The sequence below is a fragment of the Bradyrhizobium sp. 521_C7_N1_3 genome, from assembly GCF_052075975.1.
Classification (GTDB): Bacteria; Pseudomonadota; Alphaproteobacteria; order Rhizobiales; family Xanthobacteraceae; genus Bradyrhizobium; species Bradyrhizobium japonicum.
The window spans coordinates 4,355,187-4,381,399 of the sequence record NZ_CP197232.1 but is presented as its reverse complement, the minus strand read 5'-3'; the positions used below and the strand labels follow the sequence as shown (position 1 = coordinate 4,381,399).

General features: G+C 64.7%; 25 protein-coding genes. 18 read left to right on the top strand and 7 right to left on the bottom strand.

From position 1 onward, the window contains the following. Positions 1-2 precede the first annotated feature (2 nt). The 4 genes from AB7008_RS19990 to AB7008_RS19975 are packed head-to-tail and all read right to left on the bottom strand — an operon-like array spanning position 3 to position 4,409. The gene (locus AB7008_RS19990; protein WP_441259373.1) at positions 3-1,619 is read right to left on the bottom strand and encodes an ATP-dependent acyl-CoA ligase; all 1,617 of its coding nucleotides are present in this window, start codon (positions 1,617-1,619) and stop codon (positions 3-5) included. Between the two features lie 7 nt (positions 1,620-1,626). Beyond that, on the bottom strand, positions 1,627-2,103 hold the full coding sequence (locus tag AB7008_RS19985) for an aromatic-ring-hydroxylating dioxygenase subunit beta (protein WP_441259372.1): 477 nt from the start codon (positions 2,101-2,103) through the stop codon (positions 1,627-1,629). After that, a complete protein-coding gene (locus AB7008_RS19980; protein ID WP_248882461.1) occupies positions 2,100-3,440 on the bottom strand; it encodes a Rieske 2Fe-2S domain-containing protein in 1,341 nt (446 codons plus the stop codon). Before AB7008_RS19980 ends, AB7008_RS19985 begins: the two co-directional genes overlap by 4 nt. A gap of 18 nt (positions 3,441-3,458) precedes the next feature. Further along, complete coding sequence (locus tag AB7008_RS19975; RefSeq protein ID WP_441259371.1) at positions 3,459-4,409, bottom strand: PDR/VanB family oxidoreductase; 951 nt, start codon at positions 4,407-4,409, stop codon at positions 3,459-3,461. 162 nt (positions 4,410-4,571) lie between these two features. Between AB7008_RS19975 and AB7008_RS19970 the strand changes: the two genes are divergently transcribed. Together AB7008_RS19970 and AB7008_RS19965 are read left to right on the top strand one after the other, a co-directional pair. Next, complete coding sequence (locus AB7008_RS19970) at positions 4,572-4,838, top strand: hypothetical protein (RefSeq protein WP_304493724.1); 267 nt, start codon at positions 4,572-4,574, stop codon at positions 4,836-4,838. Between the two features lie 23 nt (positions 4,839-4,861). Further along, positions 4,862-5,785: a catalase gene (locus AB7008_RS19965; protein WP_441259370.1), complete on the top strand. Its 924-nt coding sequence runs from the start codon at positions 4,862-4,864 to the stop codon at positions 5,783-5,785. A gap of 8 nt (positions 5,786-5,793) precedes the next feature. Here the strand turns inward: AB7008_RS19965 and AB7008_RS19960 are convergent, their stop codons facing one another. Continuing rightward, the gene (locus AB7008_RS19960; protein WP_028155850.1) at positions 5,794-6,723 is read right to left on the bottom strand and encodes a helix-turn-helix domain-containing protein; all 930 of its coding nucleotides are present in this window, start codon (positions 6,721-6,723) and stop codon (positions 5,794-5,796) included. A 448-nt stretch (positions 6,724-7,171) separates the two neighbouring features. Between AB7008_RS19960 and AB7008_RS19955 the strand changes: the two genes are divergently transcribed. The 9 genes from AB7008_RS19955 (at position 7,172) to AB7008_RS19915 (ending at position 16,626) form a co-directional block, all read left to right on the top strand. Next, positions 7,172-8,125: a helix-turn-helix domain-containing protein gene (locus AB7008_RS19955; protein WP_441259369.1), complete on the top strand. Its 954-nt coding sequence runs from the start codon at positions 7,172-7,174 to the stop codon at positions 8,123-8,125. Between the two features lie 52 nt (positions 8,126-8,177). After that, positions 8,178-9,128 (top strand): helix-turn-helix transcriptional regulator, encoded by a 951-nt coding sequence (locus AB7008_RS19950; protein WP_304494165.1) that lies wholly within the window; start codon positions 8,178-8,180, stop codon positions 9,126-9,128. Positions 9,129-9,229: 101 nt separating this feature from the next. After that, positions 9,230-9,523 (top strand): hypothetical protein, encoded by a 294-nt coding sequence (locus tag AB7008_RS19945; protein ID WP_028155847.1) that lies wholly within the window; start codon positions 9,230-9,232, stop codon positions 9,521-9,523. A 116-nt stretch (positions 9,524-9,639) separates the two neighbouring features. Continuing rightward, positions 9,640-10,845, top strand: a complete 1,206-nt coding sequence (locus AB7008_RS19940) for an NAD(P)/FAD-dependent oxidoreductase (protein ID WP_441259368.1) — start codon at positions 9,640-9,642, stop codon at positions 10,843-10,845. 79 nt (positions 10,846-10,924) lie between these two features. Next, positions 10,925-11,722 carry an acetoacetate decarboxylase gene (locus AB7008_RS19935; protein WP_304493719.1) on the top strand — a complete coding sequence of 266 codons (798 nt, stop codon included), beginning with the start codon at positions 10,925-10,927 and terminating at the stop codon, positions 11,720-11,722. A gap of 33 nt (positions 11,723-11,755) precedes the next feature. Further along, positions 11,756-12,931, top strand: coding sequence for a DUF3734 domain-containing protein (locus tag AB7008_RS19930; RefSeq protein ID WP_080669477.1), 1,176 nt, complete (start codon positions 11,756-11,758; stop codon positions 12,929-12,931). 32 nt (positions 12,932-12,963) lie between these two features. Continuing rightward, a complete protein-coding gene (locus AB7008_RS19925) occupies positions 12,964-14,112 on the top strand; it encodes an HlyD family secretion protein (RefSeq protein ID WP_304493718.1) in 1,149 nt (382 codons plus the stop codon). A gap of 80 nt (positions 14,113-14,192) precedes the next feature. Beyond that, positions 14,193-15,809 (top strand): MDR family MFS transporter, encoded by a 1,617-nt coding sequence (locus AB7008_RS19920; protein WP_441259367.1) that lies wholly within the window; start codon positions 14,193-14,195, stop codon positions 15,807-15,809. 34 nt (positions 15,810-15,843) lie between these two features. Further along, positions 15,844-16,626 carry a 3-hydroxybutyrate dehydrogenase gene (locus AB7008_RS19915; protein WP_041955540.1) on the top strand — a complete coding sequence of 261 codons (783 nt, stop codon included), beginning with the start codon at positions 15,844-15,846 and terminating at the stop codon, positions 16,624-16,626. A 69-nt stretch (positions 16,627-16,695) separates the two neighbouring features. Here AB7008_RS19915 and AB7008_RS19910 read toward each other — a convergent pair whose 3' ends face one another. After that, complete coding sequence (locus tag AB7008_RS19910; RefSeq protein WP_028155840.1) at positions 16,696-16,911, bottom strand: hypothetical protein; 216 nt, start codon at positions 16,909-16,911, stop codon at positions 16,696-16,698. Further along, on the bottom strand, positions 16,908-17,750 hold the full coding sequence (locus AB7008_RS19905) for an AraC family transcriptional regulator (protein WP_248882452.1): 843 nt from the start codon (positions 17,748-17,750) through the stop codon (positions 16,908-16,910). The genes AB7008_RS19910 and AB7008_RS19905 overlap by 4 nt, the downstream gene beginning before the upstream one ends. 452 nt (positions 17,751-18,202) lie before the next feature. Between AB7008_RS19905 and AB7008_RS19900 the strand changes: the two genes are divergently transcribed. The 7 genes from AB7008_RS19900 to AB7008_RS19870 all read left to right on the top strand — a co-directional run bounded on the left by AB7008_RS19900 (position 18,203) and on the right by AB7008_RS19870 (position 26,089). Continuing rightward, entirely contained in the window at positions 18,203-20,080 is a 1,878-nt protein-coding gene (locus AB7008_RS19900; RefSeq protein WP_441259366.1) for a PAS domain-containing sensor histidine kinase, read from the top strand. Continuing rightward, on the top strand, positions 20,077-20,748 hold the full coding sequence (locus tag AB7008_RS19895; protein WP_028155837.1) for a response regulator transcription factor: 672 nt from the start codon (positions 20,077-20,079) through the stop codon (positions 20,746-20,748). The genes AB7008_RS19900 and AB7008_RS19895 overlap by 4 nt, the downstream gene beginning before the upstream one ends. A 100-nt stretch (positions 20,749-20,848) precedes the next feature. Then, positions 20,849-21,229 (top strand): response regulator transcription factor, encoded by a 381-nt coding sequence (locus AB7008_RS19890; RefSeq protein ID WP_038955794.1) that lies wholly within the window; start codon positions 20,849-20,851, stop codon positions 21,227-21,229. Between the two features lie 137 nt (positions 21,230-21,366). Then, entirely contained in the window at positions 21,367-23,277 is a 1,911-nt protein-coding gene (locus tag AB7008_RS19885; RefSeq protein ID WP_304493715.1) for an FUSC family protein, read from the top strand. Further along, a complete protein-coding gene (locus AB7008_RS19880) occupies positions 23,274-23,477 on the top strand; it encodes a DUF1656 domain-containing protein (protein WP_028155834.1) in 204 nt (67 codons plus the stop codon). The genes AB7008_RS19885 and AB7008_RS19880 overlap by 4 nt, the downstream gene beginning before the upstream one ends. A gap of 10 nt (positions 23,478-23,487) precedes the next feature. Further along, positions 23,488-24,786 (top strand): biotin/lipoyl-binding protein, encoded by a 1,299-nt coding sequence (locus AB7008_RS19875; RefSeq protein WP_304493714.1) that lies wholly within the window; start codon positions 23,488-23,490, stop codon positions 24,784-24,786. Positions 24,787-25,042: 256 nt separating this feature from the next. Further along, entirely contained in the window at positions 25,043-26,089 is a 1,047-nt protein-coding gene (locus AB7008_RS19870) for a helix-turn-helix domain-containing protein (protein WP_038952556.1), read from the top strand. Positions 26,090-26,213: the final 124 nt, after the last annotated feature.

Here is a 26,213-nt window from a genome sequence, read left to right as displayed (position 1 = left end):
GATCAAACCTGCCGCCGCTTGAGGTCGCGAAGGTCGAAGAACGCACCGTCGCGCATCAGCCTGGCGACGAAATCCTTCAGGCCGCCGCGCTGGATCTTCTCGGTCGCGGTCAGCGGCAGGCTGTCGACGAAACAGATCCAGCCCGGCGCCTTGTAATAGGCCATCTGCTCCAGGCTCCAGCGCACGATCTCCTCGGCGCGCGCGCGGTCAGCACCGGCCTCCTCGGCGATGATGACCGCCGCGACCTCGTCGCCGCGCACCTGATCGGGCGTCGCGGCCACCGCGGCCTGCCGGATTGCGGGATGGCGGTTGAGGACGGACTCGACCTCGACTGCGGCAATGTTCTCGCCGGAACGGCGGATCACGTTCTTCTTGCGGTCGACAAAATGGAGGTCGCCGTCCGCATCGCGCGACACGATATCGCCGGTGTGCAGCCAACCACCGGCCCACGCCTCGGCGGTGGCGGCCTCGTTCTTCAGGTACTCGCGGAAGAAACCGTAACGCGGGTCCGCACCTGCGCGCCGCACCAGGAGCTCGCCCGGCGTCCCGACCGGCGCGTCGTTGCCGCTATCGTCGACGATGCGAATCTCGACCTCGGCGGCCGGACGCCCGAAACAGCTCGTGCCGATCTTGCGCGGCTCGACATTGGCGGCGATCACGCCACCACTTCCCGTCTCGGTCATCGCCCAGGCCTCCAGCAGTGGAAAGCCGAAGCGCTCCTCGAACGGCGCATGCAGGAGCTTGTCGACGCCGGCGCCGAAGCCGAAGCGCACGGTGTGCGCCCGCTCCTGCTCAGATGGCGGCGCACTCATCAGCATCGAGGGCATGACGCCGAGATAATGCAGGCAGGTCGCGCGGCTGTCGCGGACGGACGCCCACCAGGTGCGCGGATGGAAACGATCGAGCATGGTGAGGCTGCCGCCGACCGACAGCATCGCCATCAGCGACACCGCCATCGCGTTCATGTGAAACAGCGGCAGCGGCGTGATCATCCGCTCACGGTCGGGCTTGAGATCGATCAGCCCGCCGACATCGCGATACCAGTTTCCGGAATGCAGGAAATAGGTGTTGGTGAGCACGCAGCCCTTGGGCTGTCCCATGGTCCCAGAGGTATAGAGCAGCGCGCATTCGCTCGCCTCGGTTCCGGCGGTCGAAGGCCGCGCACCTCCGAAGGGCACGGGAACGTCGTGCTGATCAGTCACGACCGGGATCGGCCGGCCGGCCTGGCGCGCCGCGGTCTCGACCTCGTCGCGCCGCTCGGCGAGGACGAACGCCGCATTCATCTCGGAATGCGCAATGATGTATTCGAGCTCGCTGATCCGCAAATCGGGATTGATCGGCACAACGGACACGCCGAGCCCGTTCAGTGCGAACCACAGCTCGATGAACACGGGCCGGTTCTGGAGCAGCAGCCCGACCCTGTGGCCCTCGCCATAGCCCCGGCTTGCAAACGCCGAACGCCAGCGCTCGACCCGATCGAGCATGGCGCGGTAGGAAATCTCGCCTGCCGCGATGCCATAGATATCGGCGGTTTCCGGCAGCACGTTGAGGAAGCCCGCCTCCTCCCGGCGAAGGGCGGTCTCACGAAAGCGGGCGTAGACTGTGGTCGCAGCGGTCAAGGCGTACTCACATGAAAAGCTGGATGTTGCCGAACGGCGCGTCGAAATTGACGAGATCGACCCGCTTGAGCTTGATCTTCAGGGCGTCGCCGACCTTTACGAATTCGTACGACGCCCACCCCGAATAGCGCTCCAGCAGATCACCGCGGGTCTCGGTGTAGATATAGGACGTCCGCGCCTTGTAGACGCCCGCAGCCGGGTCGCACGCCACGATCCGCGGTGCCTGGAGAAGATGATGGCAACGGCTCTTCGGCTTCTGGCTGAAGGTCCGCTCGCCGGCGAGCCGCTCGACCCGCACCTTCAGGAGCAGCAGATCCTCGTACATCAACGACGGCTGCAGCACCGGATCCTGCTGCTGCCATTCGAGCGGCATCCAGTAGCGCCCTTCGGGGTGAAACAGATCGAGCCAGGCCTGCCATTGCATCGTGTCGAGCAGCTCGGCTTCCAGATAGATGAAGTCCGTGATGGCCTTCTCGTCGATCATTCCGCGGCCTCGACACGCTTGTCCATGTCCATGGTCATGAATTTCGACCAGGCGTGGAACTGGTTTCGCATCTGTCGCTCGGACGTGCCGTTGATCACGGCCGTGACGTCCTGCTCTTCATGGCTCTCGTAGAGGCGCCGCAGATTGACCCATTGATTGCCGTTGGACTTCAGTCCTTCCTGCGCCCGTTCGTACATTTCGAGATCGTCGTGCCCGACGATCGAGGTCGGCGCGTTGATGAAGCGATTGTACATCAGCGCCCGCTCGTAGAGCTTGTCCGGCGCGCCGACCAGGCGATAGACCCAGCTCTCGACCAGCGTCCTGTCGACCGCGATCGGGATGAAATTGCGCAGGATCTGCACGGCGCCCTTGACCATGATGTTCGGGAAATACACCGTGTTGTGCCTGACCTCGCCGAGGATCTCGTGCGCCCGCTGCTCGCCATAGGCCGCGACCATCTGGCCGAGATAGCCTTCGATGTCCGAATAGTTGGAATGGATGGAGTTGGCGACGCCGGTATGGCCATGGCCGTTCGGCCAGATCCTGATGCCGCTCTGTTCGTAGAACTCGTACGGGCTCATGAAGGGACCGTAGAGCTGCACCGCCATCGGCGTCTCCGTGGAGGAGCCCTGCTCGCGCTTCCAGACCTTGACCGCGGTGCCGGCCGAGCTCTCATGCGCCACCATCGGATGGCAGGTGTCGGTCTGGTTCTCGACCAGCATCTTCCAATTGCAGGTGTGCATGTAGCGGATCGGCGTCGCCTGGACTGCGAGCTTCCCCTCCGGCGAGCGGTCGACCATGTTGTCGATGGTCGAAAGGCTCTCGCCGAAATAATCCTCGAAGGACACGCCGTCATCGCTCAGGCGGGCGAAGATGAAATCGCGATAGATCACGACGTTCCTGACCTTCGACAGTCCCTCATTCGCCTGCGTGTCGCCAAAGCCGGTGCCCTCGTAGCCCTTCTTCAGAGGGATCGCGAGCAGCGAGCCGTCGGTCTTGAACGACCAGGCGTGATAGGGGCAGCGGAAGAACTTTCCGGTGTTGCCGCAGGGCTCGGAGGCGATCTTCACGCCCTTGTGCGGACAGCGGTTGTAGAAGACGTGGATGGAGCCGTCGGTGTGGCGGCTCGCCAGCACCGGCTGACGGCCGATATTGGCGGTGATGAAATCGCCGGGTTTTCCCAACTGGCTCGCGTGCCCGACATAGATCCAGCTGTTCGGGAACAGGTGCTCCATCTCGAGCTCGAAGATCTCGGGGTCGACATAGACGTCGCGATGCACCTCGGCCTCGCGCACCAGCGCCGCGATCGCGTCGGCATTCTGTCCGTATTTCGCCATGACGTCCCTTCGCCTCCCCTAGAGATCCAGCACCAGACGTTCCGACTTCGCGCGTGACACGCAGATCTGCATGACCTTGTTGGACGCCCTCTCGTCGTCGCTGAGGATGACGTCGCGATGGTCGGGCACCCCTTCGATCACGCCGCACTGGCAGATGCCGCAATCGCCGCGCTGGCAGTCGTAGAGCACGTCGAGACCCGCGGCCTCCAGCGCCTGGATGATGGTCTGACCGGCCGCGACGCTGACGACCTGCCCGGTCGATTTGAGCTCGACCTCGAACGGCAAGTCGGGCGAGGACGATTGCTCGGCCTTGAAGAGCTCGTAGTGGATGCGGTCGGCCGGGATGCCCCTGCCGAGCGCAGCCGCCTTCACCGCTTCAATCATGCCGGCCGGGCCGCAGACGTAGATGTGGGCGTCTGCGGCGGCATCGCCGAGCGTCGCTCCGATGTCCAGGCGAGACTCGTCGCTGTCGTAGTGAATGGATAGCCCGTTGGCGCAGATCTCCTGCAGGTGCGGCAGGAACGCGAGCAGGCCTTGCGTGCGGCCCGCATAGTGCAAGCGATACGGGCTTCCGCGGGCCGCGAGCTTCACCGCCATCGACAGGATCGGCGTGACACCGATGCCGCCGGCGAACAGCAGCGTGGGCGCGGCTTCCTCATGCAGATGAAAATTGTTGACCGGCGCCGTTGCCTTCACGACATCGCCGATCTTCAGCGCGTGCATGAACTGCGAGCCGCCGGTCGAAGCCTCCTCGCGCAGCACCCCGAGCGCCAGCGTACCCTCGGGAAGGCCCGGCAAAGCCATCAGCGAGTACGGCCGGTCGCCTCCATTCGGGAGCGCCACGCGGATATGGGCACCCGCCTGCCATCGCGGCACGACGCCGTCCTCCACGCCAAACACAAGGCTCCGTATGAACGGCGTCTCCGCGGCATACGATCTGACCTTGAGCTTGAGCGGATGCGTGTCCATTCAGGCATCTCACGAATTATATGAATTCGCATATTTTTAGACATGTAATAATTAGCTGTCAATCGCCGGCGCGGACTCAGGCTCGGATTGCAGTCCGAGGCACGTCTCGTTGGTGCAGGAGGGTTGGCACTGCCCCCTCCGAGGTTGCCCACGCCTCAGCCGATGACGGATCACTCCGAAGAACTTTCGGCGGTGCTTTCAATGGACTTTGCTGCCCGTGCACACGCCGCCTTTGAGCGGCCGCCACGATCCTTCATGGGCCTCGGGAAGTTTTCAATCCAAGCCATTCATCTTGCTGAGGTATTTTATCGCCAACGATCCGCCGGCACCGCGTTCAGTGCCCTGGTGACCGCGCAAGAAGACAGCAATCGCGCTGCAAGCACAGCAATCGCTCTGGAGCGGGCAAGCATCCACGCCGCTAAGGGTTGAGGAAGCAAATCCAAGACCAAGTCATGTCCCTGTTCCCGAGCGGCACCGCCACACCCGCCTCCATTGTCGAGGCTCAGAAGGCCGTTCTGGGCAATCCACCAAAGGCACGCGCGAGTTTTGCCAAGGGCCGTTGCGTCCGGGGGACCTACATCCCTTCGGATCGGGCCGACGAGGTCACGAAGTCGCGGAGCTTCACGACACCATCGCGCGTGCTCGCGCGCTTCTCGGTGGACGGCGGTCCCCGCGAATCCGAGACCAGGGATCTCACGCTACGCGGCTTCAGCTTCAGGCTCGGCAACGACGAGCATCGCTCCGACATCCTCGCACAGAGCGCTCCGGTTCATTATGCGAGGACGCTCGATCAGATGCTGGCATTCCTCACCTCGCGCATGCCTGGTCGCGACGGCAGGCCGGACCTGGAGAAGATCAAGGCCTTCTCCACCGCCAATCCCGAGACGCTGCGTCAGGCGCACTACATCGCCGCGCATCCGCCTCCCCCGAGTTTCGCCGGCACGACCTACTGGGCCGTCCACGCCTTCCCCGCAACGAATTCGAAGGGCGAGACGCAGTTCATCAAATTCAAGGTCGTACCGGTCGGTAGCGAGCTTGCGGCGATCGGGGGCAAGGCCAGGACGACGTCCGCCGACGTCCTGCACGACGATCTCAAAGGAAGGATCGCGACGCGCGATATCCGGTTCAGCCTGATGGCGCTGCTCGGTCGCCCCGACGACCCGACGCAGGATGTCACGATCCGCTGGCCGGATGAGGACAGCCGGGAAGCCGTACGGCTCGGAACGATCGTGATCACCGCGATCGAAGCGGACGAGACGTGCGATACCTCCGGCTTCGATCCGGCAAATCTTGCGGAAGGAATCGGTTATCCGCCGGATGAGATCTTCGCGGCGCGCCGCGCCGCCTACGCCAATTCACTGGCGCAGCGCCGCTGATCGGACGATCACGTCTCGCTGTCCCTGATGCCGAGCGCTTCGCGGCGCCATGCCGCCGGGCTGACGCCCACCTGCGCCGAGAACACCTTCGTCAAATGGCTTTGATTGGCGAACCCGACCGAGATCGCAATCTCGGACAGCGGCAGGTCGCGCAGGGTCATCAACTGCTTTGCCGCCTTCACACGCTGGCGGAGCAGCCATTGGTGAGGCGGAAGGCCGGTCGAGATTCGAAACGCGCGAGAAAAATGGCTGACCGAGAGATCGAACTCGGCCGCGATCTGTTGCAGTGAAAGCGTCCCGCCAAGATCCGAGTCGAGCCTTTCGCAGGCTCGCCGCACCTGCCATGGGGAAAGACCGCCCCGGGCCGCATCCGCGACGCGCTGCCATCCGCCATAGGTCTGGGCAATGTGGGCCGCGAACGCGAGCATCATGTGGTCGATGAAGAGCTGGTTGGCCTCCGCCGGACGACGCAGTCCTTCCAACATCAGGGCGCCGACATGGCGCATGATCTCGTCGTCATGGCCGAAACCATACCGGCACGCGAGGTCGCCGATGGGCGGCGTGCGGGCTTCTCGCGCGATTCCGTCGAGCGTCAGACGGGGAAGATAGAAATGGACGGAATGGAACGGCTTGTCGATGACGAAGCGCGGATCGTGCCGGAGATCGTACAGATATGTCGTACCGGCCCTGACGTCCGTCTTCGTGAAGCACTTGCCGTGCTCCCAGAGCTCGCAGTCAGGATAATCCTGCAGCTTCAGGCTGACGAGATAGGCGTCGTCGGCAAGCGAGCCGGAAAGCCCCTCTACCGGCTCACTGTTCAGGGTTTCGGTGACCGCAACGTCGACGCCTCGCCGCGACCGCGTGATCAGCGAAGGCGGTGCATCCGCCAGGCTCAACTGCCGCTTGACCCTCTGTCCGAAGGTGCCAGCCAGTGCCATTCGATCGACCCATCCGTGGAATTCTGACCAGGCAACCCATCTGACTGCCGTCGCCCTGGAGGTCGGTAGCATTATCCGCTTCGGAGTACGGCGGTCCAGTCGCGTCGCGGAGTGATTTGCGATCGCGACGGGCCGCCGCGGTCGATTGTGGCAAAGCCATTTTCAGAAGCGATTTCAATATCTAATGCTCAGATCATGAGCCTAATTCTCCGCAGTCGTCCGGGGATCGCCGATCACAAGATGTCGCGTCCGAGCGCTTTGAGCAGAATCAGGACAAGCACCGCGGTTTCAGGAAAGACCCCGTAGTCCCACGTGCCTAGAAACCCTCACCGAGAGCTCGCGGCGCCCTGGGGCACCAGTACGGGCGCAAAAGAAGCGATGGCTTCACGCCGGGCGCGCAAATCGCCCCCAGCGCCGCGAGTGCAAGGCACCGAAGCGAGCACTTCCAATGAGCAAACCGCTCTCGCACAATTCTGCGCGTGAAAATCCTCCGGCCGCATCCGAGCCGAGCCAGGGCCAGTCGTCGACGACCGGGCGGCGCGCCGCTGACGCCGAGATGGCGCGTGTGCTCCACACCGAACCATTTCGCGTGGCATTGGACTCCTCCGGTGCCGGGATCGCCCACTGGAAACACGAACCGTTGCACGACGTTGTCGAGCCCATGAGCCACCACGTCATCATGGCCTACAACGGCGCGATGCAGCACATGGAGCGGCGGTCAGGACGGTCCGTTGCGATCGGAACGTTTCGCCGCGGGGTCGTGATCATCATTCCCGAAGGATCGAGCTCCCGATGGGATATTCCGAAGCCCGTCGACGTCGTTCAGCTCTATCTCCCTCACGCAACGCTGAAACGCGTCGCCGACGAAGCCGCGAGCGGCACATCGAGCGAACTCCTGGAGCGAACGGCGCATCCTGATCCCATCACGTCCCGGTTGATCCTGAGCGCGGTCAACTCGCTGGAGGGCAATGGGGCCCTGGACACGCTGTTCAGGCATCAGTTGATCGACCTCCTGGCGATGCGTCTCCTGGCTGCCCATACCGGCTCGCAAGCCACATTCCAGCCGACCATCGGTGGGCTTTCGCCCAAGGTGCTGGCCCGTGCCATCGAACGCTTGCGCTCGGACAGCGATACCGACGTCTCCCTCGACGCCCTCGCCTCCGATGCCGGCCTGTCGCGCTTCCACTTCTGTCGCGCATTCAAGGAAAGCACCGGGCTCTCGCCTCACGCCTGGCTGCGCCAATACCGGCTCGAGCAAGCCATGAGCCTGCTTCGCGATACCGACGCATCGATCGCCCTGGTTGCGGCAGAGCTTGGTTATGCCTCGCAAACAGCCTTCGCCGCGGCGTTCAAGCGATTGAACGGCGAAACGCCGAGCGATTGGCGACGACGCGTGCGTTAGCGGCAATCGCTCCTCAGGTCCCGAAGTGCCTTCCGAACGCGAGACTAACTCCATGGACAAGCCAATACTGCACGATCCTTTGGGGGCTCTGCTTGCCGCACCCGGTGCGCGCCACAGCGACTCGCCGATCGTCGAGCGGCGGCCCGCCGATGTGGAGATGGCGCGCATCCTCAAGACCGCGCCGCTCCAGATGGCTTCGGACCCCTCCAATGGCGGCATCGCGCATTGGAAGCACGGCGCTCTGCACGACGTCGTCGAGCCCATGACCGACCACGTCATCATGACCTACCCCACAGGCGTTCAGCGCCTGGAGCGGCGCGACGGGAAATCGGTTGCGATCGGAACGGCCCGTTCCGGAGTCGTGACGATCATTCCGGCTGGGTCTAGCGCCAGATGGGATATTCCCGGTCCCGTCGATGTCGTCCAGCTGTACCTTCCGCACGCGACGCTCGAGCGCGTCGCCCGCGAAGCCGACGCGCCCATTCCCGGTGATCTTCTGGAGCGGACCGGGCATCTCGACCCTGTCACGTCCGGACTGCTGATGAGCGGGGCGGATGTGCTGGAGGGCAACGCGGTTCTGGATGCACTCTTCAGGCAGCGACTGACCGATATCATCGCCACGCGCATCCTGGCCGCGCACATCGGCGAGCCAACCGCCATCGAGCCGATCGTAGGCGGGCTGGCCCCCCATGCCCTGCGACGCGCGATCGAACGCTTGCGTTCGGACAGCGATTCCGACGTCTCTCTTGCGGCGCTCGCCTCGGACGCCGGCCTGTCTCGCTTCCACTTCTGTCGTGCTTTCAAGGAAAGCACCGGTCTTTCGCCGCATAGCTGGCTGCGCCAGCACCGGCTCGAGCAGGCCATGAATACGCTCCGCGACACCGACATCCCGATCGCCACGGTGGCGGCTGAGCTCGGCTATGCTTCTCAAACCGCCTTTGCCGCCGCGTTCAGGCGACTGACGGGAGAAACGCCGAGCGATTGGCGACGTCGCATGCGCTAAGCAGCAATCACTCTGCAGGCAGAGCAATCGCTCTGGCGCAACCGCAGGTCCGCTCCGCTAAACGATCAGGGTGCCCTCGATCCAATAGACGGAGACGAACAATGACCTGGAAGAACTTCGTTAGTCCGGTCAAACTCGTGCCGCGACGCAGGATGGCAGCAAGCGCCATCATGTACGGACTTTCACTGGCCGTTCGCTTCACCTCGGCAACCGGCGAGGAAGTGGAAATTCCGGCGCAGTCCGTACACAACGCAAGTCCGGTGATGCCCGTCATCGACAGGGATGGCGGCCAGCTTCCGTACGCCGACTGGCGTCCGAACGCCATCGAGCCCATTTTCTTTCGTCACCGCTGGCCGCCGCCGATGGCTTCGATGCCAGGCTGCCCCTCTCCCTGAGAATTCGCGATCTCACTTCACGTTTTCGCGTCATCGACCTCGACGATCCGCCACGAGAGTGGCGGCGGCGATGACGCGCCCATGCCCTGAAAGCTCGATCCATAGGAGATCATCAAATGCGACTCGTCATTATCGGCGCCGGCTTTGCCGGCATGTACGCCGCACTTTCCGCCGCTCGCCTGCGGGACATTCAGGGCGCTTCGCCCGAGCAACTCGAGATCGCGCTTGTCGCACCGGAGCCGACGCTCGTGGTCCGACCGCGCCTCTACGAAAGCAAGCCCGAAACCCTGACGGCACCTCTGCAAGACGTGTTGAAGGCCATCGACGTCGTCTACGTGCAAGGCAGCGCCGGGACCATCGATACCAAGTCTCGTGCGATCGAGCTCGTCACGGCCGCAGGCGCGAAGCAGACTCTCTCCTACGATCGGCTGGTCGTTGCCACCGGCAGCCGACTTTTCAGGCCGAACGTCCCCGGCATTGCCGAGCACGCTTTCAGCGTCGACAAGCTCGACGATGCGATTGCGCTCGAGCGGCATCTCCATGATCTGGCCGATCGGCCTGCAAGGAACGGACGCGATACGGTCGTCGTGGCCGGCGGCGGGTTCACCGGTATCGAGACGGCGACGGAGATGCCGGCGCGGCTGCGTGCGGTCCTCGGCAAGAACGCCAAGGCGCGCGTCGTCATCGTCGATCGCAACAGCACGATCGCTCACGATATGGGCGCAGATTCCCGGCCCGTTATCGAGGACGCGCTGCGCAAGCTTGGCGTGGAGACCCGCCTCGGCACCGGTGTCGCGTCGCTCGACAAGTCTGGCGTCACGCTTTCGAGCGGCGAACACATCGAGGCGGAGACCGTGATCTGGGCTGCGGGCATGCGCGCGGCTCCTTTGACCGCGCAGATCCCGGCCGAGCGCGACAATCTGGGCCGCCTCCTTGTCGACCGCGATTTGCGCGTCCCTGGTGTCGCCGGCGTCTTTGCCACCGGCGACGCCGCCAAAGCAGCGTGTGACGACGTCGGCAACCACGCGCTGATGTCGTGCCAGCATGCCACGCGAATGGGCCCGTTTGCCGGCAACAATGCCGCTGCCGAGCTTTTGGGTGTCGCGACCAGGCCTTACCACCAGAAGGCCTACGCCACATGCCTCGATCTGGGAGAAGCCGGCGCGATCTTCACGCGAGGCTGGGATCGGAAGCTCGAGCTCGTCGGCGACGAGGCGAAGCGGACCAAGCAGCAGATCAATACTGTCTGGATCTATCCGCCCCGAGCGGAACGTGCGGTCGCGCTGGCCTCGGCCGATCCGGAGCACCTCGGCGAGGTCTAGCTGCCTCACGCGAAACCGGGCCGCGCCGATCGTGCGCGGGCCCGGCCCGATCACCCCATACCAACCGGAGCCGACCGTGATGAAACACGAGACCGTGCGCGCGAGCGCGTTCGCCATGCCACTGACCAGCCCGGCTTTCCCGCCCGGCCCCTATCGCTTCATCAATCGCGAATACTTCATCATCCAATACCGGACAGATCCCGAGGCACTGCGCCGGATCGTGCCGGCACCACTCGAGATCACCGAACCGGTGGTGAACTATGAGTTCATCCGAATGCCGGACTCGACCGGATTCGGCGACTACACCGAAAGCGGGCAGGTCATTCCGGTGTCCTATCAGGGCAATGCCGGCAGCTTCGTCCACCAGATGTTCCTCAACGATCATCCGCCAATTGCGGGCGGGCGCGAGCTCTGGGGCTTTCCCAAGAAGCTGGCGCAGCCGAAACTCGAGGTCGAGACCGACACGCTGGTCGGCACCTTGAACTACGGCTCGGTCCGCATCGCGACCGGCACGATGGGTTACAAGCACCGGGCCCTCGACGCCGCGGCCGAAGCAAGAAAGCTCGCCGCACCGAACTTCCTGCTCAAGATCATTCCGCATGTCGACGGCACGCCACGCATCTGCGAGCTGGTGCGCTTCCATCTCGAGGACATCACCGTGAAGGGCGCCTGGACTGGGCCGGCAGCCCTCGACCTGTACTCGCACGCCCTCGCTCCCGTCGCCGAGCTGCCGGTCCTCCAGGTGCTCTCGGCCAAGCATATCGTCGCCGACCTGACGCTGGGACTCGGCACCGTCGTCCACGACTACCTGGCTCCGAGCGAAATCGTGAGGCGGCGCGGATCCTCCGAAACCATGGTCGACGCGAATGCCGGCTGATCGACATCATCCGTACCATCGGGAGTCCTCAAAATGCTGAACGTGATGCGCGAGCAAACCAATCCTGTGCCGCAGCGGAGCAATTCGCTGCCCTACGATGTCGTCGCCCTGGTGCTGCAAGGCGGCGGCGCACTCGGCGCCTATCAGGCCGGAGTCTATGAAGGCCTGCACGAGGCCGGCATCCGGCCGAACTGGCTGGCCGGCATCTCGATCGGCGCGCTCAACGCCGCGATCATCGCGGGCTCGCCCGAGGGCGAGCGTGTTGCGCGGTTGCGCGAGTTCTGGGAAACCATCTGCGCCTTTTCGATCGAGTGGCCCGCCGGCGAAGGGCTCGCCAACGCCCTGCCCTTTGCGTTCGACATCAACTCGGTACGCAACGCGATGGCGGCGGCGCGGGCCTTGATCCAGGGCCAACCTGGCTTCTTCAAGCCACGCTTCCCCTCCCCGCTCTGGTCGCCGTTCTCGGGCGACTCCGCGACCAGCTTTTACGATACGGCACCCCTGCACCGGACGCTGGAACGGCTCGTCGACTTCGACCGGCTGAACTCGGGCGACGTCCGCGTCAGCGTCGGCGCGGTCAACGTCCGCACCGGCAACCTGACCTATTTCGACACCGCCGAGCGCCGGCTGGGACCGAAGCATTTCATGGCATCGGGTGCGCTGCCGCCGGGCTTCCCCGCCGTCGAGATCGAAGGCGAGCACTATTGGGATGGCGGCGTGGTTTCGAACACGCCTTTATCTCGCGTGCTGTCCGGCGAGCCGTGTGACACGCTGACGTTCCAGATCGATCTCTGGTCGGCCAAGGGCCACGTTCCCCACGACATGATGGAAGTGTCGAGCCGGCAGAAGGACATCCAGTATTCGAGCCGCACACGCGCCGTGACCGACCAGGTGCTGCGGATGCAGAAGATGCGTCAGGCCTTGCAGCGCACGATCGCGAAATTGCCGGACGCCGCCAGGCACGATCCCGAGATCCGCGCGATCGCGGAGATGGCGCGCCATCGTTGCTACAACATCGTGCACCTGATCTATCAGACCAAGATCCACGAGGGCCATTCGAGGGATTACGAATTCGGGCTGAGCGCGATGCGCGCCCACTGGCAGAGCGGACTGGAGGATATCCGCCGCACGCTGGCCGATCCGCGACGCCTGGACCCGCCGGCTCCGGAACTCGGCATCGTCACCCACGACGTCCATCGCCGCGACTGACTCTCACCGCCCACCTCGTTTCGGAGAACACCATGTCTTCCATTTCCTATGCTCCCGAGCAGGACGCCAAAACCAGCCTTCGGCCATCCGGGCAGGCGATCAAGCGGGCCTCCCTCGCCTTGGCACTGGCCCTGGGCGTCGCCGCCGCAGCCGAGTTCGGCCACCACTATCTCACCATCGGCCGCTATCTGGAGACCACGGACGACGCCTACGTGAAGGCGGATTCCACGATCATCTCGCCGAAAGTATCGGGCTATATCGCGCAGGTCCTGGTCGGCGACAACGAAGCGGTGAAGGCCGGCCAGTTGCTGGCAAAGATCGACGATCGCGATTTCCGCGCCGCGCTCGATCAGGCCGGCGCCGACGTCGCCGCATCCGACGCCACTGTCCGCAATCTCGATGCACAGCTTGCCCTGCAGCAGCCGATCATCGAGCAAGGCACGGCCGATGTCGCTGCCGCCGCGGCCAATCTGAAATTCGCGCAGGAAGAGCAGGTCCGATACGACGGGCTGATGAAGACGGGCGCCGGCACGGTGCAGCGCGCGCAGCAGACCGATGCGGCGCTGCGCGCCGTCGCCGCGCAATTGCAGCACGCCAAGTCGGGCCTGCTCGCAGCCGAGCGCAAGGTCGACGTGCTCTCCACCGAACGCGCCAGGGCAATCGCGCAGCGCGACCGCGCCCGCGCGGTGGAGCAGCAGGCGGCATTGAACCTCTCCTACACCGGCATCATCGCGCCGGTCGACGGCACCGTCGGTGCGCGCTCGCTCCGGGTCGGGCAGTTCGTCCAGGCCGGCACGCAGCTGATGGCCGTCGTCCCGCTCGATGCCGTGTACATCGTCGCCAATTTCAAGGAAACCCAGCTCACCCACGTGCGCGGTGGCCAGCCCGTCGAGCTGACCATCGATAGCTTCCGCAGCACCAGACTGCGCGGCCATGTCGACAGTCTGTCCCCGGCAAGCGGCCTGGAGTTTGCGCTGCTGCCGCCCGACAACGCGACCGGCAACTTCACCAAGATCGTACAGCGCATGCCGGTGAAAATCGTCCTCGACGACCGCAGCCTGACCGGCCTGCTCCGTCCCGGCATGTCGGCCGAGCCGACCATCAACACCAAATCGGCGGCGATCGCCGAACGCGAAAGCAAGAAGCGCCTCGCATCGCGCCGCCCCGAGCCTCGCAGTTGAATGAACACGCGTCCCTAGGGGTTGTCTCCTCCCGGACAGTCCGTTCAGGCAATGCTTCTCTCGCAAGCGACGAGCCAACCATGACCACAGTGCAACCGGCCATCGATGCCGTGCCCGCCGGCGAAGGCGAGCGGTCCGTCACCACACCGGCCCCGGCGGTCTCCGCCAAGACCTGGATCGCCATCGCCGGCGCCACGCTCGGGGCCTTCATGGCGGTGCTCAACATCCAGATCGTCAACGCTTCGCTGGCTGACATCCAGGGCGCGATCGGGGCCGGTATCGATGACGGCGGCTGGATCTCGACCTCCTACCTGATCGCCGAGATCGTGGTGATTCCGCTGTCCGGCTGGCTCGCGCAGGCGTTCTCGATCCGCCTCTATCTCCTGACCAATGCGACGTTGTTCCTGGGGTTCTCGGCGGCCTGCGCGCTGGCGCAAGACCTGTCGCAGATGATCGTGTTGCGCGCCGTGCAGGGCTTTACCGGTGGCGTGCTGATCCCGATGGCGTTCACGCTCATCATCACGCTGTTGCCAAAGGCGAAGCAGCCGATCGGGCTGGCGCTGTTTGCGATCTCCGCGACCTTTGCGCCCGCGATCGGGCCGACCATCGGCGGCTATCTCACCGAGAACTGGGGCTGGCAGTACATCTTCTACGTCAACCTGGTGCCGGGCGCGGTCATGATCGGCCTGCTGTTCGTCTCGCTCGAGTCGCAGCCGATGAAGCTGTCGCTGCTGCGCGAGGGCGATTGGGCCGGGATCGCCACCATGGCGATCGGCCTCGCCGCGCTGCAGACCGTGCTCGAGGAAGGCAACAAGGACGACTGGTTCGGCTCGCCGTTCATCGTCAAGCTGTCGATCGTCGCGGCGATCGCGCTGTCGGCCTTCCTGTGGATCGAGCTGGCGGCAAGGAAGCCGCTGCTGAACCTCCGCCTCCTGGCGCGCCGCAATTTCGGTTTCGGTATCCTCGCCAATTTCCTGCTCGGCATCGCGCTCTACGGCTCGGTCTTCATCCTGCCGGTCTATCTATCGCGCATCCAGGGCTACAACGCCGAGCAGATCGGCATGGTGCTGGCGTGGACCGGGCTGCCGCAGCTGTTGCTGATCCCGCTGGTGCCGCAGCTGTTACGGCGCTTCGACGCGCGGCTCATCATCGGTGTCGGCTTTGCGCTCTTCGCAGCCTCCAACTTCATGAACATCTCGATGACCAACGACTACGCCACCGACCAGCTGTTCTGGCCGAACGTCGTCCGCGCCTTCGGTCAGGCACTGGTGTTCGCCCCGCTGTCGGCTGTCGCGACATCGGGCATCGAGGCGGAGAACGCGGGTTCGGCCTCGGGCCTGTTCAACATGATGCGCAACCTCGGCGGCGCCGTCGGCATCGCGCTGCTGCAGACGCTGCTCACCAAGCGCGAGCAATATCACTCCAACGTGCTGACGCAGTCGGTCTCGCTGCTTGAGCAGGCCACACAAGCCAGACTCGAGAAGCTGACGCAGTATTTCATGAACCACGGCGTGACCGATCGCATCGACGCCGCCCACCGCGCCTATGTCGCGATCGGCAAGATCGTGCAGAAGCAGGCCTTCATCCTGGCTTTCGGCGACATGTTCTACCTGCTCGGTGTCGCGCTGATCGTCGCACTCGCCGCCTCCATGATGCTGAAGAAACCCGGCCAGATCGAGGCCGGCGGCACCCACTAGTCCCCCACCCCACCTGACGTCGAAAGGAACTCCCATGTTGAAGGATAAGGTCGCTATCGTCACCGGATCGACCAGCGGTATCGGGCTCGGAATCGCCAGAGAGTTGGCCAGGCTCCGCGTCAACCTCGTGTTGAACGGCTTCGGCGACCCCGGCGAGATCGAAGCCATCCGCAGCGGGATCGAACGCGAGCACGGCGTGCGCGTGGTCTACGATGCCGCCGATATGTCGAAGGGCGATGCCGTGCGCCGATTGATCGCCGCGACAATCGAGACGTTCGGACGCCTCGACATCCTGGTGAACAATGCCGGCATCCAGTTCACCGCGCCGGTGGAAGAATTTCCGTCGGCCAGATGGCATGCGATCCTAGACATCAACCTGTCGGCCGCGTTTCACGGCATCGCGGCGGCGGTGCCCCAGATGAAGAAGCAGCGCTGGGGCCGGATCGTCAACATCGCCTCGACCCACGGCCTCGTCGCATCGACACACAAGGCCGCCTACGTCGCCGCCAAGCACGGGTTGATCGGCCTGACCAAGGTGGTTGGCCTGGAGACCGCCGGCAGCGGCGTGACCTGCAACGCAGTCTGTCCCGGCTGGGTACGGACGCCCTTGGTCGAAAAGCAGATCAGCGACATCGCCGCGCAGAAAAACATCAGTCAAAAGGACGCCGCCAGCGCACTCCTGGGCGAGAAACAACCGTCATCCGAGTTCGTCTCTCCGGAGCAGCTTGGAGGCACGGTAGCGTTCCTGTGTTCGCCCGCAGCGGACCAGATCACGGGCACCGCGATCGCGGTCGATGGCGGATGGACGGCACAGTAGCCGGCAGTCGGCCCATGCAAATGGCCTTATCGTGCTGGCCGCCGCCGTTGCCGTCAACGGCGGCTCGTTTCACTGGACACAGTTGTTGACCGTGACGACGGTTCGGCAGAAATCGAGAATGAACCGGCCATGGAGAGCACCGGATCCCGGATCTGACGATGCCAGGCGATAGGAGTTGCCGAGAGCACGGGCGATCTCCAGCACGCCCGTGACTTCATAGTACGTCATCGCCAGGTGGATGCCGGCCAGCGGCAGCATCAGGACCTGAATGCCGACACTGCTCATGACGGCCCCGCTTCGGCACGAGGCAGCGGCAGGAATTGCGCAAGATAGGCGCTCCTCCATTGATAAGGCGTGTCGCCGACGAAACGCTTGAACACCGTCGTGAAATGCGCCTGAGTCTGGAATCCGACGGTCAAGGCAACGTCGACGAGCGAGGCGTCGGCGCGCCTCAGCAGTTCCTGAGCGCGTTCGATCCGCCGATTCAGCAGATAGTCGTGAGGCCGCATGCCGACGGCGACCCGGAACTGCGCCGCAAAGTGCATGCGGCTGAGTCCGGCGACCGCTGCCAGTTGCTGCAAGGTGATCTTGCCGGCCAAATTCTCGTCGACATATTGCAGCACGCGCTTGAGGCGCCATTTTTGCAACGACCTCACGGACCGACACCGCTCGTCGTCGGCCTGATCGGTCTCGTTGCGCTCGACGGCCGTCGGCCGGCTGGCCCTGCGGGTCAGGATGGCAAGACGCAAGGCGTCCGCAAGGATGGCGGAGTGAGGATGATGGGCCGCTTCGGTTGCCGCGAGCGCATCGGAGAGGCTTCGCATCACCGGGTCCGGGAACTCGCCTGCACCGGCCTCCCGATCGGTCTCGACGGAGATGCGCGCGAGGCGTTTCGCCGACACCCTGAAGCTGGGCCCGTCGCCAGCGGATCTCCGCACGCCCGCTTGGGGCGTCTCGATGGCCAGGGCGACATCGAGGTGAACGAGGGAAAGCGTCATCGCCTTTTCGCCGGCGCGATCCGGACGTTCCGCAAGCCCGGGCTGGCAACCATCGATGGCCGAGACGCCGATCGAGCCGACGACATGATCCTTCGCGCCTAGCGGGTGTGACATCTGTAGCGACATCGTCGAACTCCTTGTCCCATTTTCGATCCGGCGAAGCCCAATGGCTCGTCCGAATGTAGGAGCAGAGTAGTTCGGCGGTCCTCGCGCTCCATTCTACGCGCGGGTGCACCGGATAGGTTCTCGGGGTGATCGCGTCATACCTAGGTATGACCGCGGCGTCGCCGGCCGCGCGGACGTCCCGTTCGCGGCGGTGGGAGGCGCGGGTCTCGCCCTGCGGTAAGTTGACGCGCGCGCCAACGGTCGGAAAGTCACGCAAAACGCCGTTTTGCCGGGGAATTTGCCGGGTCGGCTCTCGCGGAGGATGGAACCGCGGCAACGTCTTTCAAGAGAGCACGAAAATCATGTTGCCGCATGTTGTCGGCACGATCAAATCGCGGCATCAACGTGACCGAAAATGAGCAGAGCGACCACCAGCGACGATGACCAGTCTTGATCGGGCCACGGGTTCATCGATGAGCCGTGCCGGCTTGCGGTTCTGGTCTGCCGTCCTCGCTTTCGCGGTTTTCCTGGTCGATGTGCTGACGCCGCTCGAGGGCGCGGTCGCAGTTCTCTACGTCGTTGCGATCCTGCTCGCGGCGAGGACGCACCGGCGTAACGACATCATCGCCGCCGCTGTCGGCTGCAGCGTCCTGACCATAACCGCCTATCTGCTGTCGCACGATCTGGAGGCGATCGCCTCGCCTGCCCTTCGTGCGCTGGTGAGCCTCGCCGCCATCGGAATCACCACCTTGCTGGCGCTCCAGAATCAGGCGGCGACGAAGCGCCTCACGGCGCAGGCGCGCCTGCTCAATCTCTCGCATGACATGATCTTCGTCAGGGATCGCGGCGGCGTGATCACGTTCTGGAACCGGGCCGCGGAACAGGCCTACGGCTGGCCGGCCGACGAGGCGGTCGGGCAACTCGCGGACGCGCTGCTCAGAACCAAATATCCTGACCGGCGAGAGGCCATCGAGGCCGGTCTGCTCGACATCGGCCGATGGGAAGGCAGGCTGGAGCAGCGGACGAAGGCCGGCGGCGCACTCACCGTCGATGCAAGATGGGCGCTCCAGTACGACCATCTCGGCAAGCCCGTTGGAGTCCTTGAAACCCACACCGACGTCACGGACCGCGTGGCGGCACATAACGCGCTGGTGCAGAGCGAGCAGCGATACCGCCGGATGTTCGACGCAAGCCGGGTCGGCGTCGTCGAAGAGGACTGGAGCGCAGTGCGGACCGCGCTGAATTCGCTGGAGACCGGAGGTGCCACCTTGCGGGACTATCTTGCGCGAAATCCTGAATTCGTGCGGCATGCCCGCCGGCTCGCGAGGATCACCGACGTCAATCCGGCCCTCCAGAAGATGGCGGGAGCAAGCGGCTCTGCGACCTTCATGGCGAACGTGGACAGGCTTCTGGGCGAGAACGACCGCAGTTTCCTCGGCGCGCTGGTCGCATTCGCGGAAGGAGAGCGGTTCCACGAAGGCGAGACCGATCTCGTGAGCCTCGACGGACGCAAGGTTCCCGTCCTGTTTACGATCACCTTTCCGGCCGAGCCCGACGGAGATCGCAACGTGCTCGCTTTCGTCATCGACATCACCGAGCGCAAGCAGGCACAGGATGCGCTGCTCGCGGCGCAGGCGGAGCTGGCGCATGCCGCGCGCGTCGCCACCCTCGGCGAGCTCAGCGCGTCCATTGCCCACGAGGTGAATCAGCCTCTGGCAGCGATCGTCACCAGCGGCGAGGCCGGCTTGCGGTGGCTGCGCCGCGACGTGCCCGATCTCAAGGAGGTTGCGACGACGATCGGTCACGTCGTTGCTCAGGGCCGCCGCGCCAGCGAGATCGTGACCCGCATCCGGACTTTCCTGAAGAAAGCCCCTACCCAGCAGGATCTGCTGCAGGTCGACGAGATCATCGAGGAAGCGACGCTCCTGGTCGCGCGCGAGCTCGTCAAGGACGACGTCACCCTGGTCGTCAAGGCCGAGCATGGCCTGCCGCCGGTTCGCGGCGACCGGATCCAGCTTCAGCAGGTCCTGGTCAATCTTCTGATCAATGCCGGCCAGGCCATGTCAGGCCGGCCTGGTTCCCGCACCGTCACGCTGCGCGCCGGAACCGTCGACGGTGAAAACCTCGCCATCACGGTCGAGGACAGCGGCCCGGGCATCCGGCCTGACGACCTGCCGCGCCTGTTTGATCCGTTCTTCACCACCAAGGGCGGCGGCATGGGCATGGGACTTGCGATCTGCCGAACGACGGTGGAAGCTCACGGCGGCCGATTGTCCGTGGAGAGCTCTCCGGGCTCGGGCGCGACATTCCACCTGACACTGCCATTTAGCCAAGAACACGCCTTGCCATGACACGACCAGACCAAGCGCAACCGCCGGCCCAATCCTCCAGTTCAGTCGTCATCATCGTTGATGACGACGCGAGCATTCGTGCCTCGCTCGACAGCCTGTTCCGATCCGTCGGCCTCGAGACACGCCTGTTCGGCTCACCGGCCGAGCTGCTTGGCGGCGTCATGCCCGACAAACCGGCCTGCATCGTGCTGGACGTCCGGCTCCCGGGCGTGAGCGGCCTCGATCTCCAGGGTCAACTGACCCGCCAGGGCATCCGATATCCAATCATCTTCATGACCGGTCATGGGGACATTCCAATGTCGGTGCGCGCCATGAAGGCGGGCGCCGTGGATTTCCTGTCCAAGCCGTTTCGCGATCAGGACATGCTCGACGCCGTGACCGCAGCGCTCGAGCGCGATGCGCAGCGCCGCGCGGAAGCCGCGACGAAGGAAGATATCCGCATCCAGTATGAGAGCCTGACGGCGCGCGAGCGCGAGGTGATGGGCCATGTGACCGCCGGCTTGATGAACAAGCAGGTGGCAGGCCTCATCGGCCTCAGCGAGATCACCGTCAAGATCCACCGCGGCAACGTCATGCGCAAGATGGAGGTCCGGTCGCTGGCCGACCTCGTTCGCAAGGCCGAAGCGCTCGGGATTTCCCAGAACCGAAAGACTACGGACCAAACCTGAGTATAATTTCGGCGGGACTGCCGCACGGTGCATAAGGCGCAATCGGCCGCCCAATGGGGGATATCCTCCCTGCGGAACACAGCGGTCAGGATGTGTGCCAATGGCCAAAACCCCGGTGATTGCGATCGTGGACGACGACGAAGGCGTGCGCGCGTCGCTTGCGAGCCTGGTGCGTTCGCTCGGCTATGAAGCCCACGCCTACGAGTCCGGCGTCGCCTTCCTGCGGGAACCCGCGGGAGAAGATCCGGCCTGCATGATCGCCGACGTTCAGATGCCGGTCATTACCGGCGATGAATTGCAGGCGCGCCTGGTTGCCTCCGGCCGCCATTTCCCGATCATTTTCATGACCGCTTTCCCCAGCGAACCCGTGCGCCAGCGCGTCATGGCGGCTGGCGCGCATTGCTATCTCGGCAAGCCGTCCAGCGGCGACGAGATCATCCGCCGCCTCGAAGAAGCCCTGGCGGGCCACGCGCCGCAATAGTCGGGCCCCGGCTCGGGCAAACTGCGCCTTCCCAGCGTGCGTTCCCGAAAGCAGGTTGATGGACCGAAAATACGGCCGGCGCAGCTCATGCTCCCCTTTGATATCGCGACGCCGGCAGGCCGCGCGCTTTGCCGCGCATGGAGGGAGCACAATTGCCAGGGGACGCCACCAGCGCTGACATCCGCCCGCGGGACTTCGCCGGCTTCCCGGTGAGTTCCTGGGCGTTCGCGCTGCGTGTCCTGCTGGCAATGCTCCTCGCACTCTATATCAGCTTCTGGCTCGAGCTCGAATCCCCCTCGTCGGCAGCCGTCACGGTGGCAATCCTGGCGCTGCCCACGCGTGCGCAAGGCATGGAAAAGGCGGGCTACCGGCTGCTCGCAACCGCCATCGGCGTGATCGCATCGATCGCCATCGCCGGCACCTTTTCCCAAACCGGCGCGCTGCTGCCCGCAGTGTTGGGCATCTGGGTCGGACTTTGCGTCTACGTCGCCGGGATGCTGGACGGCAATCGCGCTTATGCGGCGGCTCTCGGCTGCATCACCGTTGCCCTGATCGCCATTCAGCAGATCGACAGCCCGTTGCAGGTGTTTCCGACCGGCGTCGCCCGGGGCGCCGCCATCGCCATCGGCGTCCTCGCGGTCGCTCTGGTCAACGAGGTGCTCGCCGCGCCGGACTATCATCCGGTTCTGGCGATCCGCCTCGAAACACTGCATCGCCGGGTCACGGAGTTCGCGCAACGCGCCGTCCGCGGTGAAGCTTTGTCCGCGACGGCTGCTGCGGAGATGTTGCGCGATGTCGCGGCCCTGCATCCGGAGATCGCGAGCCTCGTCACGGAGTCGATCAGCGGCCCGGCCAGAACCGCGGCCGCACGCTCCGCGATGGTGGGCCTCGTGAGTGAGCTGGCGCTCGCCCGTACGCTTGCCGCGCTGCCGGCCGCATCCGCGACGTCCCGGGACGACCGAGACCCCGGCGCCTCCGGCCTGGTCACGATCTGCCGGACCCATCTGCGCGATGAGATCATCCGCAGGAATGCAGACGTGCGCGACAGTCTCGAGGCACTGCGGGCCGGTGACTATCCACTCCGGCAATGGCGCGCGCCGCTTTACCGCTCGCCTCGGATTGCAGCGGAAGCCGGCGTCAGGGCCGCGATCCACTTCATCCTCATTGCAATCATCTTCGTAATGGCGGGATGGCCGACCACCGCGCTCTGCCTCTCGCTTGCCGCAGTCATCATCGGCCTGAGCGCGACGGCTCCAGATCCGCGCGCCTTCACGACACTGGCGGTTTTTGCCATGCCGATCGCATGCCTGCTCGCCGGCATCCTGAAATACCTCGTCTTCAACGGCGTATCCGAGTTTCAACTGCTGGCGATCGGCCTTGCGCCTCTCGTGATCGGCGCAGCGCTGCTGATCACCCTGCCGAGTGGCATCCTGCCGTCGCTCGGCCGGCTCTCCCTCGTGTTCACGCTTGTCATTCTCGCACCGAGCAATCCGCAGAGCTACGACCCCGACGTATTCCTTGTGACGTGTCTGTTTGCCCAGCTTTCCTCGGTTCTGGTCTTCGCGGCGCAGCTCCTGCTGCCGTCCTTGTCCGGCGAACGGAGGATCCGGCTGCTGCTGGACGAAGCCCATCGCGAGCTGAGCCGCCTCGATTCCGGGCGAGCCCGGCATCTCGCGCCGGAGGAAGCCGCGTTTCGCGATGCCGCCCGGATCGAGCAGATCCTGACGACGAAGGGCGCCACGGCACCTCCCCCTCGGGTCGTCGCGGAAGCGCTGCGCTGCTTCGACGAGGCCGTGGTGCTGCGACGGTGCCATACCGAACTGGATCGCCTGGCCGAGACCTCACTCGGCGACGCGGTGCGCGCCGCGCGAGCCGCGCTCACCCTACGGGATGGAGGCGCAATCCTGACTGCCGCCGAGGGCCTGCGCCAGACGGCTGCCCAAGGCAACCTGTCCGTCGAGCCGGCGCTCGCCGCGCTCGTTCCGGCCAGCATCGTCTTCGAACCATCGCAGAGTTTCGCCGGTTCCGGCCATGGGACGCATCCGTGACGAACACCTATCGTGAACTCGTCGTGGGCGGCGTGCTGATCGCCCCGATCGTGTCCTATGCGGCAACGGCGCTGCTCGCATTCCTGCTGCTCCGCCCGGTGCTGCGCTTCGTGGGATTTACAAGAATCTTCAGCAACCCGTCGCTGGCCGAGCTGTGCCTCTACGTGTCGATCTTCGGCCTGCTCGCGCTCTTTTGCTAAGGAGAAAGCCATGGACGCGGCTCTGCCTCGAGATGCGGCCTTTCCGCCCCACCCCGAATCTTCAGCCGAAGCACGGCCGGACGCAGCCGACGCCGTCGCGTGTTCCAGTCCGACGGAGGTCGCGGCGCGCGCGACCAGCGACCGCGCCGCGAACGACGGCGAAGCTCCCCGGCAGGCGGCGCCATTGACGCGGTCGCGGCGCAAGGCCACCGGACGGTTCATGGCCGGCGTCGGCAAGCATTTCGCTACTCTTGCCATCGCCCTGGTCGCCATCCTGATATCGGTTGCAACCTGGCAGCACTATGTCACTGCGCCCTGGACGCGCAATGGCAGCGTGCGCGTCCAGGTCGCCAATGTCGCGCCGCAGATCGCGGGCAAAATCGTGGAGCTGCGGGTGGCCGACAACCAGTTCGTCCACAAGGGCGACGTGCTCTACGTCATCGATCCCTTCGACTTCGACGTAGCCGTCCGCATCGGCAAGGCCCTCGTCGACCAGCGGGCGGCGGACCTCGAGGTCAAGCAGGCGGAGTTCGACCGGCGCCGGCGTCTGTCCGACCTCGCGACCACGCCAGAGGAGCAGCAGGTCTTCGCCGGCAACGCCTCGCAGGCGAAGGCCGCCTACGCAGCGGCCGCTCATCAGCTTGCACAGGCGGAATTGAACCTGAAGCGCACCAATGTGCTCAGCCCCGTCGACGGCTATGTCACCAATCTCCTGCTGCGCGTCGGCGACTATGCGCTGACCGGCGTCACCAACGTCTCCATCATCGATTCCAACAGCTTCTGGATCGACGGTTATTTCGAGGAAACCAAGATGGCGCATGTCTGCGTCGGCGATCGCGTCGAGGCACAGCTCGTCGGTTACTCCAAGCCGATCCTGGGACACGTGAAAACCGTGACCCGCGGCATCAGCGCGTCAAACGCCGCGGCGGGCACGCAGGGTTTGCCCAGCGTGGACCCCATCTACACCTGGGTGCGGCTTGCGCAGCGCATACCGGTTCGCGTCGCCATCGACACGGTGCCACCAGGCGTGCCGCTGGTCTCCGGCATGACGGCCACGGTGACGATCCGGCAGCCCAATGCGGTCGATCGTCAGACCTGGTCTCATCGGCTCCGCACGACCTTCGTGGACCCAATTCTCGATGTGTTCGGCGCAGGAGATCCGCCCCGCCCCAACTGCCTCCAATCCCCATCCCAGCAGCCTCCCGAGGTGACAACGCTTCCCTACGCGCGGGTGCCCGCAATTCCGTCGGCGGAGACGATCGCGCCCGGCCTCACTCCCGGCATCGATGCCTCGCCACGCCTTCCCTGAATCCGGCCAGATCGCCCGACCTGAAGAGAGCTGCATCGCGCCGCAACATCGGAACTCACAGCGCAGGCCTTTGATTTTTCTTGCACAATTCGGAGTTTCGCGACCTTCCGACGCACCTGCAGCTTTCGCAAAATCTAACACGATTTCAGCAACTCTAACGGGCCTTGTGGCGGCATCAGACATATCGTTCGAGCGTCAACCAGTGGCATTCAGCAGCCGTCACGGCGGCAGCGGAATCCAAAAGACGGGACGAACGATGCTCACCGATATGCAAGCGGCCGGCGCCCGATTGACACATCAACCCGGCGCCCGCGAACCGGATTTCTCTCAGGGGGCACGCGCATTCCCCCACGAACGAAAATGGCGCCAGCCCGAACAACGTGCGGGCGTCGCGCGCGAGGACATCACGATCTCGCGCTTTACCTACGCGCAGACGGCCGTCAGGCGCGAGGACGCAACGACGCCTCCCGACCGGTACTTCTTCGCCATCGCCCTGAAGAGCACACGTCTCAAGCTGACCAGAGGCAGTCAGACCATTTTCGACGGCGCCATGCCGGCAGGCACGCTCTATGTCGGCGCGCCGTCGAAGCCGCTCCGCGCGCAATTTCTTGCGCCGTGCGATTTCCTGCACTTCCACATCTCGGCCAATTGCTTTCCATCTCCACAGCAGGGAACGGAGCCGCTCGCGCCCGAATGCCTGAACGATCTCCTTCTGTTGCGCGACCCGTTCGCCGAGCAGCTCGCAAAAGCGCTGACCGAACAAGGCCATTCGGCCGATCGCGAATTTGCGTGCTGCATCGCCCAGACGCTGGTGATGCACGTCGCTCGGCGCGAGCCCCCGCGTACGAAAGTCAACGCCTTGCCGAAATGGCGGCTCCGACGCGTCGAGGAGTATGTCAGGGCGCGCTTCGACCACTCCATCAGCCTGTCCGACCTCGCCGGCGTCGCGGGATTGTCCCGGATGCACTTCGCCGCGCAGTTTCGAGCCGCGACTGGATACCGGCCCCGCGAGTATCTCCTGCAACAGCGCATCGAGCATGCAAAATCTCTTCTGTCGAATACCGAGACGCCGCTGGTTGAGGCGGCGCTGGCCGTCGGTTTCTGTACGCAGGCGCATTTCTCGACCGTCTTCAAACGTCTGACAGGCGACACGCCGGCACGTTGGCGATGCACCAGCCGGAACGCATTGGCGTCACCCAGGCTCGCTGAATGCGACCCGGTTCCGTCACGCGAGCCCGTGTCTCATGTGCTTCCGGCGGACCTTCGTGAATCATGCGAAATGAGAAACAGCGTGGGGACGTGAAATACTTTGCACGCCGGATCGGCGATGCTGACAGTGTTAGTGACTGAGACCCCCAAGTCACGGCTCGAGCCTTCTCCTCCCAGGCATGCGAGCATTGGGCCGTCCTCCCCACAAGGACGGCCCC

Excerpts from the sequence above, each read along its gene's own strand:
- AB7008_RS19985 (WP_441259372.1), bottom strand. The coding sequence starts at position 2,103 with ATGATCGACGAGAAGGCCATCACGGACTTCATCTATCTGGAAGCCGAG.
- AB7008_RS19980 (WP_248882461.1), bottom strand. The coding sequence starts at position 3,440 with ATGGCGAAATACGGACAGAATGCCGACGCGATCGCGGCGCTGGTGCGC.
- AB7008_RS19975 (WP_441259371.1), bottom strand. The coding sequence starts at position 4,409 with ATGGACACGCATCCGCTCAAGCTCAAGGTCAGATCGTATGCCGCGGAG.
- AB7008_RS19970 (WP_304493724.1), top strand. The coding sequence starts at position 4,572 with ATGACGGATCACTCCGAAGAACTTTCGGCGGTGCTTTCAATGGACTTT.
- AB7008_RS19965 (WP_441259370.1), top strand. The coding sequence starts at position 4,862 with ATGTCCCTGTTCCCGAGCGGCACCGCCACACCCGCCTCCATTGTCGAG.
- AB7008_RS19960 (WP_028155850.1), bottom strand. The coding sequence starts at position 6,723 with ATGGCACTGGCTGGCACCTTCGGACAGAGGGTCAAGCGGCAGTTGAGC.
- AB7008_RS19955 (WP_441259369.1), top strand. The coding sequence starts at position 7,172 with ATGAGCAAACCGCTCTCGCACAATTCTGCGCGTGAAAATCCTCCGGCC.
- AB7008_RS19950 (WP_304494165.1), top strand. The coding sequence starts at position 8,178 with ATGGACAAGCCAATACTGCACGATCCTTTGGGGGCTCTGCTTGCCGCA.
- AB7008_RS19945 (WP_028155847.1), top strand. The coding sequence starts at position 9,230 with ATGACCTGGAAGAACTTCGTTAGTCCGGTCAAACTCGTGCCGCGACGC.
- AB7008_RS19940 (WP_441259368.1), top strand. The coding sequence starts at position 9,640 with ATGCGACTCGTCATTATCGGCGCCGGCTTTGCCGGCATGTACGCCGCA.
- AB7008_RS19935 (WP_304493719.1), top strand. The coding sequence starts at position 10,925 with ATGAAACACGAGACCGTGCGCGCGAGCGCGTTCGCCATGCCACTGACC.
- AB7008_RS19930 (WP_080669477.1), top strand. The coding sequence starts at position 11,756 with ATGCTGAACGTGATGCGCGAGCAAACCAATCCTGTGCCGCAGCGGAGC.
- AB7008_RS19925 (WP_304493718.1), top strand. The coding sequence starts at position 12,964 with ATGTCTTCCATTTCCTATGCTCCCGAGCAGGACGCCAAAACCAGCCTT.
- AB7008_RS19920 (WP_441259367.1), top strand. The coding sequence starts at position 14,193 with ATGACCACAGTGCAACCGGCCATCGATGCCGTGCCCGCCGGCGAAGGC.
- AB7008_RS19915 (WP_041955540.1), top strand. The coding sequence starts at position 15,844 with ATGTTGAAGGATAAGGTCGCTATCGTCACCGGATCGACCAGCGGTATC.
- AB7008_RS19910 (WP_028155840.1), bottom strand. The coding sequence starts at position 16,911 with ATGAGCAGTGTCGGCATTCAGGTCCTGATGCTGCCGCTGGCCGGCATC.
- AB7008_RS19905 (WP_248882452.1), bottom strand. The coding sequence starts at position 17,750 with ATGTCGCTACAGATGTCACACCCGCTAGGCGCGAAGGATCATGTCGTC.
- AB7008_RS19900 (WP_441259366.1), top strand. The coding sequence starts at position 18,203 with ATGAGCCGTGCCGGCTTGCGGTTCTGGTCTGCCGTCCTCGCTTTCGCG.
- AB7008_RS19895 (WP_028155837.1), top strand. The coding sequence starts at position 20,077 with ATGACACGACCAGACCAAGCGCAACCGCCGGCCCAATCCTCCAGTTCA.
- AB7008_RS19890 (WP_038955794.1), top strand. The coding sequence starts at position 20,849 with ATGGCCAAAACCCCGGTGATTGCGATCGTGGACGACGACGAAGGCGTG.
- AB7008_RS19885 (WP_304493715.1), top strand. The coding sequence starts at position 21,367 with ATGGAGGGAGCACAATTGCCAGGGGACGCCACCAGCGCTGACATCCGC.
- AB7008_RS19875 (WP_304493714.1), top strand. The coding sequence starts at position 23,488 with ATGGACGCGGCTCTGCCTCGAGATGCGGCCTTTCCGCCCCACCCCGAA.
- AB7008_RS19870 (WP_038952556.1), top strand. The coding sequence starts at position 25,043 with ATGCTCACCGATATGCAAGCGGCCGGCGCCCGATTGACACATCAACCC.